This window comes from Serratia sp. CY27727 (assembly GCF_052169275.1).
GTDB lineage: Bacteria > Pseudomonadota > Gammaproteobacteria > Enterobacterales > Enterobacteriaceae > Serratia > Serratia sarumanii.
In genome coordinates, this window is the sequence record NZ_JBJNLB010000010.1 from 150,167 (window position 1) to 163,714 (window position 13,548).

Consider the following 13,548-nt stretch of genomic DNA (forward strand, 5'->3'; position numbering starts at 1 on the left):
TCCGTATCGGCCCGGTGTTAGAAATGGTTGAAGATCCAGTACAGCACCGCCGACAGCAGCACCGAGGCCGGCAGGGTTAGCACCCAGGCCATCAGCAGATTGCGCAGGGTGGCCATCTGCAGCCCGGAGCGGTTGGCGGCCATGGTGCCGGCGATGCCGGACGACAGGACGTGCGTGGTCGAAACCGGCAAGCCGAAGGCGTCGGCCGCGCCGATGGTGGTCATCGCCACCAGTTCGGCGCTGGCGCCCTGGGCGTAGGTCAGGTGCGATTTACCGATCTTTTCGCCCACAGTCACCACGATGCGGCGCCAGCCGACCATGGTGCCGAGCCCCAGCGCAATCGCCACCACCACCTTCACCCAGAAGGGAATGAAGCGGGTGGCGTTGTCGAGTTCGCCCTTCAGCGCGTCGAGGTTGCGCTGCGCGTCGGGATTGATCTGCAGCTGATGTTCTGCCTTCAGGTGCTTGATGGTCTCGGACGCCAGATACATGTCGTTGCGGGTGTTCGACACCGCCTGCGCCGGGATCTTGTCGACCGAGCCGTACTGACGGATTTGATCGCCGATCGCACCGGCCAGCTGCGCCAACGCCGGCACCACCTCCGGCGTTAGCTCGCTGGTGCGCACATAGCCGGTCAGCACCTCGCGCGGCGGCGTTTGGCCGCCGGCCGGGAACTGGCGCAGCAGCTGGTTTTGGGTCACCTCCGCCAGCGCCGCCACCCGGGGAATCTGCTCCGGCGGCATCGAACGGTTCAGGGCGTAGGCGATCGGCATGGTGCCCACCAGGATCAGCATGATAAGGCCCATGCCTTTCTGGCCGTCGTTGGAACCGTGCGCGAAGGAAACGCCGGTGCAGGTGAGGATAAGCAGCCCGCGGATCCACAGCGGCGGCGGGGTATTGCCCTTAGGGGCGCTGTACAGCTGGCGGTTCTTGACGAACAGCTTCAGCGCCAGCAGCAGCAGGCCGGCGAACACGAAGCCGATCACCGGCGACAGCAGCAGCGCGTAGCCCACCTTGATCGCCTGGCCCCAGTCCACGCCGCTGGTGCCGGTACGGCCGTGGATCAGGGCGTTGGCTACGCCGACGCCGATAATCGAGCCGATCAGCGTATGCGACGACGAGGCGGGCAGCCCGAGCCACCAGGTGCCGAGGTTCCAGATGATGGCGGAGAACAGCAGGGCGTACACCATGGCGAAACCGTTGCCGGTGCCGGCCTGCAGGATAAGCTCGACCGGCAGCAGCGAAATGATGCCGAAGGCCACCACGCCGCTGGAGAGCAACACGCCGAGAAAGTTGAAGAAACCGGACCACACCACGGCGACCATCGGCGAAAGCGAGTGGGTGTAAATCACCGTTGCGACCGCATTGGCGGTATCGTGGAAGCCGTTGACGAATTCAAAACCCAGCGCGATCAATAGCGCCAGCCCCAATAATAAAAACGGAACGTAACTGGTATAGACGGCGCCGGCGTCGCTGACGTCGTTAAATAAGTTCACCCCGGCGAACGCGATCCCCAGAATTAATAAGAACACAAAAAAAAGAACAGTGAGTCGACTGTTCTTTTGATGCAGTTTGGGCAGGCTGGAGGCGGCCGGCATGTCCGGTTGAACGGCGCTGTTATCGCTCATAATGACCTTCCTGAGAGGATTGGATGCGGTAGCTGTCGCCTGAAAAGTATTCTGAATGAATGTGGCTTTTTTATGACGAAAATATTAATCATCGGGAACGGCGAAAATCATTAACGCCGATAAATAAAGATTGTTATAACAGCGGGGACGGTCTTGGGTTAACGGCAACAGGCAGGATAGGGCGTTATGGTGCAACGGTTAGCGGAAAAGATGCACAAGCTGGATTTTGATGATGAAGTCACCGGGCTGATCTACGGCCATGTGTTTCGTTCCGGTGAGCCACCGAGGCGCCTGAACTCGCAGCAGATCTGCCAGGCCTATCAGACGTTGCCGCCCGGCGACGGTTTTATCTGGCTGCACCTCAATCTCAACCACGCGGCGGCGGAGAAGTGGTTGAAAAATCATTTCGCCATTTCCGATTTTTTCTTCCACGAGATTCGCCACGGTTCGCACACCACGCGCATTGAGCGCCAGGGCGACGATCTGTTCGCGGTGCTCAACGATGTGATCTTCCACCCTGAGGAGAGCAACCCGGAAACGGCGACGCTGTGGCTCTATTGCTGCCGCGGGCTGGTGGTGACCGTGCGCCATAAACCGGGGCGGCTGATTGAACGGCTGCTCGGCCGCCTGACGGCGCTGCAGCTGGCCTCGTCCACCGAACTGCTGGCGCACCTGCTGGAAGAGCAGGAAGACGTGCTGGAGCAGGTGGTGCGGCAGGCCAACCAGTATGTCGATACCATCGAGGATCGCCTGCTGACGCGCCGCGTCAAACGCAATCGCACCGAGCTGGGGCGCATGCGCCGCATGCTGCTGCGCTTTCAGCGCCTGTTGGCGCCCGAACCGGCCGCGCTGTTTCGCCTGTTGAACCGGCCGCCGACCTGGCTGAGCCGTGAGGTGGTGCAGGATCTGCGGCAGTTTACCGAAGAGTTCACCGTGGTGTTGAACGATCTCGCCAGCCTGACCGAACGCATCCGGCTGTTGCAGGAGGAGCTGGGCGCCAAGCTGATGGAGCAGAACAACCGCACGCTCTACACGCTGACGGTAATCACCGTGCTGGCGCTGCCGATCAATATCGTCGCCGGTTTCTTCGGCATGAACGTGGGGGGGATCCCGCTGGCCAGCAATCACCACGGTTTTATCCTGCTGGTGTTGCTGGTCGGCAGTTTTACGCTGATCGCCGGTTATCTGGCGTTCAGGCGCAGGGACGAGTCGTAATTACAGGCGGGCGCGGTACTCTTCTTCCAGCCGGGCATGGGTGCTCCAGAACGGCTGCGGCGCCCGATCGTGCAGGCGATCCTGCAGGATATCCAGATGGGTGTGCCAGCCGCCGGCGACGCTGAGCATCTCGTCGCGGTTGGCCAAGCGCCGGTGGGTGACCGTCAGCAGCACGGCGCCTCCCTGTTCCGTCAGTTCGAAGGTCACCTCGGAAGGGCGGCCCTGATCCTGTTCGGCCCAGGTAAAGCTCAGCAGGCGCGGCGGGAACAGGCAGGTGATGTGGCCGCGGTTGCTGACGCAGCCGCCGTGCTGTTTGTACTTGGCCGGCGGTGGTTCGTGCTCGCCCGCCAGATCGGAGTTGCGAAATTCCAGCTCCAGCGGCGCGCCGTTCTCCAACGTCATGGCGCCGGCCGCCAGCCAGGTGGCGCGCTTGTCGGATTCGGTCAGGTAAGCCCACACCCGCTCGATGGGGCCGGGCAGCAGCCGCTGGATGCGCAGCGTACCGGGTTCGATAATCATGCCGTAATCATTCATGGTTCACTCCTTGGGAGGAAGCTGTTCGGGCTGCAGCAGCGCCTGTTCGAGCGCATCCAGCCGTTCAGTCCAGAAATGTTCATAGGTTTGCAGCCAGTGCATGGCCTGCGCCATAGGCTCGGGTTCGAGCCGGCAGATATGGTTTCTTCCTTGCACGGTGCGTTGCACCAGGCCCGCATGTTCCAGTGCTTTCACGTGCTTGGAGGCGCCGGCGAACGACATCTGCAGCGGCGCGGCCAGTTCGCCGATGCTGCGCTCACCGCCGGCCAGCGCACGTAACATCGAGCGGCGGGTCGGGTCGGCCAGCGCATGAAAAATGGCGTCCAGCTGTGAGGAAGATAATTCAACCATATGGTTGAATATAGAACAGGCGGGCTAATATTCAACCGTTTTGTTGAATATTTTTTGCCCCGGCGAAAAACCGGGGCGGGGATCAGGCGCCGGCTTGCGCCAGCAGGGCGTTCAGCAACACGTCGGCGCCGGCGGTTGCCCAGGCGGGGGTGATGTCTTCCCGCTCGTTGTGGCTGATGCCGTCCACGCAGGGAATGAAAATCATGGCGGTTGGGGCGACGCGGTTAAGGTAACAGGCATCGTGGCCGGCGCCGGAAATCATGTCGCGATGGCGGTAGCCCAACGCTTGCGCGGCATGACGTACGCTGTCGATGCAGCCCCGATCAAAAGCGATCGGGGGATACTGGAAAATGCGCTCGGCGCGAGCGGTCAGGCCGCCGCCGTTGACGTGGTTTACCGCCGCCAGCAGGCGCTGCTCCATCTGTTCCAGAATTGACTCCTGCGGATGGCGGAATTCGACGCTGAAAAAGACCCGGCCCGGCACCACGTTGCGTGAATTGGGGGTAATTTGCGCCATGCCCACCGTGGCGCGCGCGTCGGGCGCGAAATCCCAGCCGATGCGGTTGACCGCCGTCACCAGCTCGGTGAACCCCAGCAGGGCGTCGCGGCGGCGATCCATCGGCGTGGTGCCGGCGTGGGCGCTGAAGCCGACGACCTCCAGTTCGTACCAGCGCTGCCCCTGTGCGGCGGTTACCACGCCGATGTCGAGGTGCTCCGCTTCCAGAATCGGCCCCTGTTCGATGTGCAGCTCGAAGGCGGCATGGATCGGCGTGCCGCCCACCGGGTGTTCGCCGGCGTAGCCGATGCGTTCCAGCGCGTCGCCGAGGCTGACGCCGTGCTCGTCGCGGCGCGTCAGACCGTATTCCAGCTCGAAGACCCCGGCGAACACGCCGGAGGCGATCATCGCCGGCGCGAAGCGAGCGCCTTCTTCGTTGGTCCAGTTGATCACTTCAATTGCGCGTTCGGTGACGATCTGCCGATCGTTAAGGCTGCGAATCACCTCCAACCCGGCCAGCACGCCGTAGATGCCATCGAAACGGCCACCGCGGGGCTGCGAGTCGCCGTGAGAACCGGTGACCACCGGCGCCAGCTCGGGCCGCGCGCCTTCACGGCGCAGGAACATGTTGCCCATTCGATCGACGCGCACGCTGCAACCGGCCTCCAGCGCCCACAGGCGCAGCTGGTCGCGCGCCTGGCGATCCTCTTCGCTGAGCGCCAGGCGGGTGACGCCGTTGTCGGCGATGGCGCCGAACTGCGCCATCGCGTGCAGGCTTTGCCACAGGCGCTCGCCGTTGACCCGATACGTCATTGTTCTTCTCCCGGCGTTTTGGCGGTGTAGCGGAAATCGCAGCAGGGGGCGCCGGACATGATGGTTTGGCTGCGCTGCAGCTCGACCTCCGGCGCATAGCCGACGATAAATTGGCTGTCGCGCGCGCAGGAGAGCAGGTGGCCGATTTCCCCCAGCCCCATCTCGTGGTACATCTCGGCGTAGCGGCAGCGGGTGACGTTATAGTCGAAGTGTTGTTCGTCCTGGTTGATCACCTCAACGCGCAGCGCGTCGTCTTTTTCCCACAGATACTGCAAGGCGGCGAAGCTGCGCAGATCCGCGCCGTTCGGCTCCTGTGCGGCGAACCGTTTGCCCGCCTCGATGGCGGCATTCTCGATGGCTTCGCCGATCACCGCCTGAGCGCGCGCCTTGCCGATTTCACGCACCAGGATCTGGTAGATCGGTTTGATGATCTCCGCTTCGATCTTTCTGCGGGCCAAAATGCCCAACTCGTTGTTTGCACAGCTCATCGCCTTGCTCCTCTTGATTTATTGTGGTTTGGCGCCGCCCAACACGGTTTGCGGCTGCCATTTGCCGTCCACTACCCGGTACAGGGTGAAGCTCGGCTGTTGCAGGTTGCCCTGCGCATCGAAGGCGATGGCGCCGGTCACGCCCTGATAATGGATGGCGCGCAGTTTCGGCAGGTAATCGGCCGGATTGGCCGAGCCTGCCTGTTCGATGGCGGCGATCAGCACCCGGGTGGCGTCGTAGGCGAAGGGCGCATGCAGTTCGATGTGGGTGCGATAACGGTCGCGGTAGGCTTGTTCAAACGCCTTGCCGCCCGGCATCTGTTCCAGCGGCAGCCCCGGCTCCAGCGCGACGACGCCTTCGCCTTCACGCTGCGCCAGCGTCAGGAAGGTCTGGCTGACAAAGCCGCCTGCGCCCATCAGCTGCGCGTTCATGCCCAGCTGTTTCAGTTTGCGCGCCAGCGGTGCCGCCTGGGAGTCCACGCCGCCGAAGAAGATCAGATCGGCGTTTTTGCTGCGCACGGTGGTCAGCACGGCGCTGAAATCGACGGTCTTGTCGTCGACGTATTCGCGGGTGACCGGCTGCACGCCCTGGGCCTGCAGCGATTTGATGAACTCGTCCGCCAGGCCCTGGCCGAAGGCGGTGCGATCGTCGATCACCGCGATGCGCTGGGCTTTCAGCGTTTTCACCGCATACTGCCCGGCATAGTTGCCGCCGTCGTCGTCATGGCCCATCACGCGGAAGCTGGTGTCAAAGCCTTGTTGCGTGTAGCCGTGGCCGGTGGAGACCGGCGCCACCTGGGCGATGCCGGCGTCGTGATAGATACGCGCCGCCGGGATGCTGGTGCCGGTGTTCCAGTGGCCGACCACGGCGGCGACGCCTTCGTCGACCAAACGCTGCGCGACGGCCACGGCGGTGCGCGGATCGGACTGATCGTCCTCGGACAGCAATTTGAAGGTGACCGGTTTGCCGTTCAGCGTCGGCTTTTGCGCGTTGGCGTCGGCGATCGCCAGCCGCGCGCCGTTTTCGAGATCTTTGCCGATGCGCGCGGAAGGGCCGGTCAGCGGCCCGGCCAGGCCGATCAGCACGGTGTCGTCCGCCAGCGCCGGGAGGCTCAGGATCATCGTCATGGCGGCCAGCGCCAACGGCTTGATGCGAAAGTTCTGCTGCATGTCATACTCCTGGTGCGGTTAAAGGTAACAACGGTTATTCACCCAAATAGATCTGTTTGATTTTTTCATCGTCCAGCATGTCGGCGGAGCGGCCGGTGTGGCTCAGGCTGCCGCTGTCCAGCACATAGGCGCGATCGGTGGATTCTAGCGCCAGGCGGGCGTTTTGCTCGACCAGCAATAGCGTGACGCCGTCACGCGCCAGCTGTTTGATGACCGAAAAAATGGCTTCCACCACAATCGGCGCCAGCCCCATCGACGGCTCGTCCAATATCAACAGGCGCGGGCGGCTGAGCAGCGCGCGGCCCATCGCCACCATCTGCTGTTCGCCGCCCGAAAGCAGCCCGGCCGGTTGGTTCAGGCGCTCGTTCAGGCGCGGGAAGGTGGCGCATACCCGTTCGAAATCGTGCCGCACCGCCGGTTTGTCACGCCGCGCATAGGCGCCCAGCTGCAGGTTTTCTCGCACCGTCAGGCGGGTGAAAATGCCGCGACCTTCCGGCACCATCACCAGCCCCTGTTGCAGCAAGCGGTGCGGCGCCATGCCGCGAATCGAACGGCCGTCGAACAGGATGTCGCCCTCGAACGGTTGCAGCCCGGTCAGCGCCCGCAGGCTGGAGGTCTTGCCCGCGCCGTTGGCGCCGATCAGCGTGACCTGTTCGCCGGCGTTGACCGTAAAATCGATGCCTTTGACCGCATGAATGCCGCCGTAGGACACTTTGAGTCGTTTAACGCTCAGCAGGGCTTCAGACATGCGCGCCACCTCCCAGATAGGCCTGTATGACCGCCGGTTCACGCCGAACCTGCGCCGGTTCGCCTTCGGCGATCGCTTTGCCGTAGTCCAGCACCGTCAGGCGATCGCACAGGCCCATCACCAGCTTGACGTCGTGTTCGATCAACAGCAGCGTTTTGCCGCTGTCGCGAATGCGCAGCAGCAGCTCGCGCAGCGCCACTTTTTCTCCGGCGTTCATGCCGGCCGCCGGTTCGTCCAGCGCCAGCAGCCGGGGTTCGGTCGCCAGCGCGCGGGCGATCTCCAGGCGGCGCTGATGACCATAGGCGAGATCGCCGGCGCGGTAATGGGCGAATTGGCCGATGCCGACGTACTCCAGCAGCGCATGGGACTTATCGCGCACCGCCTGTTCCTCCTCCCTGGCGCGGCGGTGGCGGGCGATCGCCGCCCACAGGCCGTTGCGGGTGCGCACGTGGCAGCCGACCATCACGTTTTCCAGCACGCTCATTTCGTTGAACAGCCGCAGGTTCTGGAAGGTGCGGGCGATGCCGGCCTGCGCCACTTTATCGATCGCCTGGGGCCTATAGCGCTGGCCCGACAGGCGGAATTCGCCCGCGTCGGCGCGATACAGACCGGTGATCAGATTGAAGCAGGTGGTCTTACCGGCGCCGTTCGGCCCGATCAGGCCATAGATTTCCCCCTGGCGGATGCTCATGCTGACGTCATCCACCGCCGTCAGGCCGCCGAAGCGTTTGCTGACGTGATTTAAAGTGAGCAAAGGCGTCATGCGGCGTTCCCCCTTATATGGCGGGCCGGCCACAGGCCCGCCGGGCGATACAGCATCACCAGGATCAGCGCCAGGCCGTAAAACAGTTGGCGAATGATTTCCGGGTCGATCAGCACCTGGCCGAACAGCGCCTGCTGCAGCGGCCCCATGCTGCTGCGCAGCAGCTCCGGCAGGGCGGCCAGCAGCAGCGCGCCCAGGATCACCCCGGGGATGTGCCCCATGCCGCCGAGCACCACCATCGCCAGGACGGCGATCGATTCCTGCAGGGTGAACGATTCCGGCGACACGAAGCCCTGAAACGCGGCGAACAGCGCGCCGGCCACGCCGCCGAAGGTGGCGCCGATGGCAAAGGCCAATAGCTTGAAGTTGCGGGTGTTGATGCCCATCGCCCGCGCGGCGTCCTCGTCTTCGCGGATCGCCGTCCATGCGCGGCCGATGCGCGAATTTTGCAACCGCAGGCTGATAAACAGGATCGCCAGCAGCAGGGCGGCGAACAGGTAGTAATAGAGGTACAGACCGGAGAAACGCACGCCGAACCACTCATGCATGCCGGAAAACTTCAGGCCGAACAGGCTGACCGGGTCGATGCCGGAAATGCCTTTGGGGCCGTTGGTGAGGTTGACCGGGCGATCGAGATTGCGCATCAAAATACGTACGATCTCGCCGAAACCGAGCGTGACGATCGCCAGATAGTCGCCGCGCAGCCGCAGCGTCGGCGCGCCAAGCAGAATGCCGCACACGGCCGCCAGCAGCGCCGCCAGCGGGATCAGCCACAGCATCGACAGATGAAGCCCGTCGGGGAACCACTGCAGCAGCAGCGGGAACTGCTGCGTCAGATGCGGTGACGACAGCAGCGCGGCCAGATAGGCGCCAACGGCGTAAAAAGCGATAAAGCCCATGTCCAGCAAGCCGGTCATGCCCACCACGATGTTCAGCCCGAGCGCCAGCATCAGGTACAGCAGCGCGAAGTCGACGACGCGCACCCAGTAGTTGCCGCCGGCGGCGCCCGCGACCCAGGGCGCCAGCAGCAGAGCGAGAATGAACAGCGTCAGCCCCAGCCTGGCGCGCCGAGGCGTGGCCAGGGGAAGCGTGGAAGTTAAAACGGTCATCATGATGTCCTTATGCGCGCGTGGCGATGCGTTCGCCCAACAGCCCGGAGGGGCGGAAGACCAGTACGGCGATCAGCACCAGAAACGCGAAGACGTCCTGGTAGTTGCTGCCGAATACGCCGCCGGTCAGCTCGCCGAGATAGCCGGTGCCCAGCGATTCGAACAGCCCCAGCAGCAAACCGCCGAGCATCGCGCCGCGCAGGTTGCCGATGCCGCCGAGCACGGCGGCGGTAAAGGCTTTGATGCCGGGCAGAAAGCCCATCGAGAAACCGGCGTTGCCGTAGTTGCTGGCCATCATGATGCCAGCTACCGCCGCCAGCGCGCCGCCGAGCGCAAAGGTCAGAACGATGATGCGGTCAGGACTGATGCCCATCAGGCCGGCGACCTGCGGGTTTTCCGCCGTGGCGCGCATGGCGCGGCCGAAACGGCTGTGTTCGACCAGCAGCCAGAGGCCGGCCATGACCACCACGGCTACCGCCAGCGTGACGATCGCGGTGCCGGTGATCACCGCCGGCGCATGTTCGGCGCTGCCTGCGGTCAGGGCGATGGGCGCCATCGGCAACAGCTGCGGAAACATCAGGGGATTGCGTGACCAGATCAGCATCGCCAGGGTTTGCAACAGCAGCGAGACGCCGATGCCGCTGATCAGCGGGGCCAGGCGCGGCGCATTGCGCAACCGGCGATAGGCCAGGCGCTCGATCGCCATCGAGGTGATGGCGCAGACGGCCATGGCTAACAGGGCCGCCAGCAGCAGCGTGGCGTAGGGCGATAGCGCGGGAAAATGATGCTGCAACACGCCGATCGCCGACAGCGCGCTGAGCGCCCCGACCATCAGCACGTCGCCATGCGCGAAGTTGATGATGCGCAGGATGCCGTACACCATGGTGTAGCCGAGCGCGATCAGCGCATAGATGCTGCCGAGCATCAAACCGTTGACGGTCTGCTGTACCAGCGTATCCATAAGGAGAGTCCGGAGATAATGAGTCAGGAGGCTCACAGTAGAGAATTTAAAAAAATTGTAAAATACGGAAAAATACTTTCTTATACAAAAAACGAGTGATTTTAATTTGTTGATTTTTATGTATATTAAATAAATCCTCTCTCCGTGACTTCCATAAAACAATAGATATATGAAAAAAACAGAACAGTATGATGAGCCGTTGCCGATGCTGCCGAACGATCCGCCGCTGCGCGCCGTGCGGGCGTTCGAAGCCATCGCGCGCCTGGGCAGCATCAGCGCGGCGGCGAAGGAGCTGATGATTTCGCCTTCGGCGGTCAGCCATCAGCTGAAAACGCTGGAGGCGTTTTTGCAGATGCCGCTGACAGAACGGCAGGGGCGTCATCTGGTGCTGCGCAGCGAGGGGCGGGAGTATTACCGTTCGATCCGCTCGGCGTTTAACGTGCTGCGCCAGGCGACCGAACACGTGCGCGAGCAGTCCGCATCGCGGCAGGTCACCATCAGCCTGATCCCGCTGTTCGGCATGGGATGGTTCATTCCGCGGCTGCGCGGCTTTCTGCGCGAAAATCCGGATATCGACATCAATGTGGTTTACGCCAACCACCGCAATTACCTGAGCGACGCCGCCGATCTGTCGATCCGCTTCGGGGTTGGGCAGTGGACCGGCTATCGCAGCGAAAAGCTGATGTCCGGCCAAATGGTGCCGGTGTGCAGCCGGGCGTTCAGTAAACTGCATGGTTTGCTCGATACGCCGGATCAGCTGGCGACGCTGCCGCTGCTGCACGACGAGGAGCGCAATACCTGGATGCAATGGTTTCAGCAGGCCGGCGTTAAACGCCCGCTGCGCAGCATCGGCCCGATGTTCGAAGACGGATTGTTGACGCTGGCGGCGGTGCAGGCGGGATTGGGATGCGCGCTGATGCGTGAGCCGTTAATCGCCCACTACCTTGAGAGCGGTGAGTTAATCAAAATGTTCGATCTGCCGATCGACGACGGCCGCGATTATTACCTGTGCGCTCGCCTGGATAGCGAACTGTCGCAGGAAGGCGAAAATTTGCGGCAGTGGCTGCGCCGTGAGGCGGCGGCTCAGAACGCCGGGGCATAATCTGCAACCAATGCGTCTTTCAGCACGTGACGGCTTTGCAGTAAAGTGCCGGTTCCTCTGTAGCGATAAGGTATGACGATGCTGTTCGATTTAAACCTGCAGGCGGCCGAACTGCCTGAGGCCTGGCTTTCTACCGTGCTGGGCCGCGTCGGTGCGGCCAATATCAAAGTGCTGCGCATGGATGAGCGCAGCATTGCGGATGAAGTGCATGATTACAGCGAAGGGCTGCTGGTGATCCGCGGGCAGCTGCGGCTGCAGGTGGCGGGGGAAACGATTGTGGTGCAGGCCGGCCAGCTGTATCAGGCCGCGGCCGGCGTAGCGCACCGCGTGTTGCCGGGCAGCGAAGGCACGCTGGTGATTTTCGATTTGCCGGAAGATTAAGCGTTGCCCAGGGCCGTCAGCGCCACCTTTACCGCCGCCAATAGCCGCGTTTCAGTGACGCCGTCACGCGCTTGAATCGACAGGCCGTGCAGGAAGACCGCGAAAAAGTCCCCCAGGCTGTCGGCGTCGGTGCCGGCCGGCAGTTCGCCGGCTTGCACCGCCTGCCGCAGCCGTTCGACGATCTGCTGGGTGCGCTGCAACCGATGCTCAGCCAGCCAGGTTTTGAGCCCGTCGTTTTCCGCACTGACGCTGGCTGCGGAGGAGACAACCATGCAACCCTGCGGCAGATCCGGCCGGCTGTAGAGCCGCACGGCGTCTTCCAGCAGGCGTTTGATCGCCGGGCGAATGCCGCTTTCCTGCGCAAAGGCGCGATCGGCGAAGCCGCCTTCCGCGGTTTCATAACTGGCTATCGCCTCGCGGAACAGCTGCTCTTTGGAGCCGAACGCCTTGTAGATGCGCGCGGAAGCAATGCCCAATTCCGCCACCAGATCCGACATCGAAGTGCCTTCGTAACCCTGTCGCCAGAATAAGTTTCGCGCCTTCAAAAGCGCCTGTTCGCGGTCGAACTCGCGCGGTCTGCCTGCCATTCGCTGCTCCAATTTGCCTGTCATTCAGCGACATAGGATCGCTTAAATCGGCGGGGAATACCAATGTCTTTATAAATTTCGCTTGCGGTCATCGCGCTTTGCTCCTATTGTTTGTCAATCGACAACAAATAGGAGTTTACGATGAAAACCCTCAAAGGTCCAAGCCTGCATCTCGCGCAGTTCAGCGATGAGACAGCGCCGTTCAACAGCCTGCCCGCCATTGCCGAGTGGGCGGCGCAGACCGGCTTTAGCGCGCTGCAGATCCCGGCCTGGGATCGGCGTTTATTCGACGTGGCCACCGCTGCGGAAAGCCAAACCTACTGCGATGATTTGACCGGCATGTTGGCGGAACAGGGGTTGGTGGTCAGCGAATTGACCAGCCATATCTTCGGCCAGCTGATGGCGGTACACCCGGCTTACGATGCGCTGTTTGACAGCTTCGCGCCGCCGGCGCTGCAGGGCAATCCGCAGGCGCGCGGCGAGTGGGCGCGGCAGCAAATGCTGCTGGCGGTGAAGGCGTCGGCGCGGCTCGGGCTCAGCGAGCTGGGCACCTTTTCCGGTTCGCTGGCCTGGCCCTATCTGTTCCCGTTCCCACAGCGCCCGGAAGGGCTGATCGACACCGCGTTCGACGAGCTCGCCAGGCGCTGGCTGCCGGTGCTTAACGCCTGCGACGAGCAGGGGATCAACCTGTGTTACGAAATTCACCCGAGCGAGGATCTGCACGACGGCGTGACGTTCGAGAGGTTTCATGAGCGCGTCGGCCATCATCCGCGTTGCCGGGTGCTGTTCGATCCGAGCCATATGGTGCTGCAGCAGCTCAACTATCTGGAGTTTATCGATATCTATAAAGAGGTTATCGGCATGTTCCACGTCAAGGACGCCGAGTTCAATCCGACCGGGCGCCAGGGTATTTACGGCGGCTATCAATCCTGGATCGATCGCGCCGGCCGCTTCCGCTCGCTGGGCGACGGCCAGGTCGATTTCAACGGCATCTTTTCGCGTCTGACGCAGTACGGTTATTCGGGCTGGGCGGCGCTGGAGTGGGAATGTTGCCTGAAAAATCCGCAGGACGGCGCGCGCGAAGGCGCAGCTTTCATTCGCGATCGCATTATCCGCGTCACCGATAAAGTGTTCGACGACTTCGCCGGCGCACCGGTCAACCCACAGCAAATCAACGCGTTGCTCGGCATTCGCTGAGCCTA

General features: G+C 62.8%; 15 protein-coding genes. 4 read left to right on the plus strand and 11 right to left on the minus strand.

Features of this window, described 5'->3' with window-relative positions; genetic code table 11:
* Positions 1–17: 17 nt before the first annotated feature.
* On the minus strand, positions 18–1,628 hold the full coding sequence (locus tag ACJ8HB_RS20700; protein ID WP_033634630.1) for an inorganic phosphate transporter: 1,611 nt from the start codon (positions 1,626–1,628) through the stop codon (positions 18–20).
* Positions 1,629–1,814: 186 nt separating this feature from the next.
* On the opposite strand from ACJ8HB_RS20700, the gene ACJ8HB_RS20705 reads away from it, so the two are divergent.
* Positions 1,815–2,843, plus strand: coding sequence for a transporter (locus ACJ8HB_RS20705; RefSeq protein ID WP_047567324.1), 1,029 nt, complete (start codon positions 1,815–1,817; stop codon positions 2,841–2,843).
* Here ACJ8HB_RS20705 and ACJ8HB_RS20710 read toward each other — a convergent pair whose 3' ends face one another.
* The 9 genes from ACJ8HB_RS20710 to ACJ8HB_RS20750 form a co-directional block, all read right to left on the minus strand.
* Complete coding sequence (locus tag ACJ8HB_RS20710) at positions 2,844–3,377, minus strand: SRPBCC family protein (RefSeq protein WP_047567326.1); 534 nt, start codon at positions 3,375–3,377, stop codon at positions 2,844–2,846.
* 3 nt (positions 3,378–3,380) lie between these two features.
* Positions 3,381–3,728 carry an ArsR/SmtB family transcription factor gene (locus tag ACJ8HB_RS20715; RefSeq protein ID WP_004938187.1) on the minus strand — a complete coding sequence of 116 codons (348 nt, stop codon included), beginning with the start codon at positions 3,726–3,728 and terminating at the stop codon, positions 3,381–3,383.
* 82 nt (positions 3,729–3,810) lie between these two features.
* Complete coding sequence (locus tag ACJ8HB_RS20720) at positions 3,811–5,037, minus strand: Zn-dependent hydrolase (protein WP_047567329.1); 1,227 nt, start codon at positions 5,035–5,037, stop codon at positions 3,811–3,813.
* Positions 5,034–5,525, minus strand: a complete 492-nt coding sequence (locus ACJ8HB_RS20725) for an L-2-amino-thiazoline-4-carboxylic acid hydrolase (RefSeq protein ID WP_033634625.1) — start codon at positions 5,523–5,525, stop codon at positions 5,034–5,036. Before ACJ8HB_RS20725 ends, ACJ8HB_RS20720 begins: the two co-directional genes overlap by 4 nt.
* Before the next feature lie 18 nt (positions 5,526–5,543).
* Positions 5,544–6,653 (minus strand): branched-chain amino acid ABC transporter substrate-binding protein, encoded by a 1,110-nt coding sequence (locus ACJ8HB_RS20730; protein ID WP_370739150.1) that lies wholly within the window; start codon positions 6,651–6,653, stop codon positions 5,544–5,546.
* A 76-nt stretch (positions 6,654–6,729) separates the two neighbouring features.
* The gene (locus tag ACJ8HB_RS20735) at positions 6,730–7,443 is read right to left on the minus strand and encodes an ABC transporter ATP-binding protein (RefSeq protein WP_047567334.1); all 714 of its coding nucleotides are present in this window, start codon (positions 7,441–7,443) and stop codon (positions 6,730–6,732) included.
* On the minus strand, positions 7,436–8,206 hold the full coding sequence (locus ACJ8HB_RS20740; RefSeq protein WP_047567335.1) for an ABC transporter ATP-binding protein: 771 nt from the start codon (positions 8,204–8,206) through the stop codon (positions 7,436–7,438). Before ACJ8HB_RS20740 ends, ACJ8HB_RS20735 begins: the two co-directional genes overlap by 8 nt.
* On the minus strand, positions 8,203–9,315 hold the full coding sequence (locus tag ACJ8HB_RS20745; RefSeq protein ID WP_033648403.1) for an ABC transporter permease subunit: 1,113 nt from the start codon (positions 9,313–9,315) through the stop codon (positions 8,203–8,205). Before ACJ8HB_RS20745 ends, ACJ8HB_RS20740 begins: the two co-directional genes overlap by 4 nt.
* A gap of 10 nt (positions 9,316–9,325) precedes the next feature.
* Complete coding sequence (locus tag ACJ8HB_RS20750; RefSeq protein ID WP_047567337.1) at positions 9,326–10,276, minus strand: branched-chain amino acid ABC transporter permease; 951 nt, start codon at positions 10,274–10,276, stop codon at positions 9,326–9,328.
* Positions 10,277–10,445: 169 nt separating this feature from the next.
* Between ACJ8HB_RS20750 and ACJ8HB_RS20755 the strand changes: the two genes are divergently transcribed.
* Positions 10,446–11,378, plus strand: a complete 933-nt coding sequence (locus ACJ8HB_RS20755) for a LysR substrate-binding domain-containing protein (RefSeq protein WP_039565997.1) — start codon at positions 10,446–10,448, stop codon at positions 11,376–11,378.
* A gap of 78 nt (positions 11,379–11,456) precedes the next feature.
* Positions 11,457–11,759 (plus strand): cupin domain-containing protein, encoded by a 303-nt coding sequence (locus ACJ8HB_RS20760; protein WP_047571614.1) that lies wholly within the window; start codon positions 11,457–11,459, stop codon positions 11,757–11,759.
* Here the strand turns inward: ACJ8HB_RS20760 and ACJ8HB_RS20765 are convergent.
* Positions 11,756–12,346 carry a TetR/AcrR family transcriptional regulator gene (locus ACJ8HB_RS20765; RefSeq protein ID WP_047567342.1) on the minus strand — a complete coding sequence of 197 codons (591 nt, stop codon included), beginning with the start codon at positions 12,344–12,346 and terminating at the stop codon, positions 11,756–11,758. The two genes, ACJ8HB_RS20760 and ACJ8HB_RS20765, sit on opposite strands and share 4 nt — an antisense overlap.
* Positions 12,347–12,487: 141 nt before the next feature.
* Between ACJ8HB_RS20765 and ACJ8HB_RS20770 the strand changes: the two genes are divergently transcribed.
* Positions 12,488–13,543 (plus strand): sugar phosphate isomerase/epimerase family protein, encoded by a 1,056-nt coding sequence (locus tag ACJ8HB_RS20770; protein WP_047567344.1) that lies wholly within the window; start codon positions 12,488–12,490, stop codon positions 13,541–13,543.
* Positions 13,544–13,548: the final 5 nt, after the last annotated feature.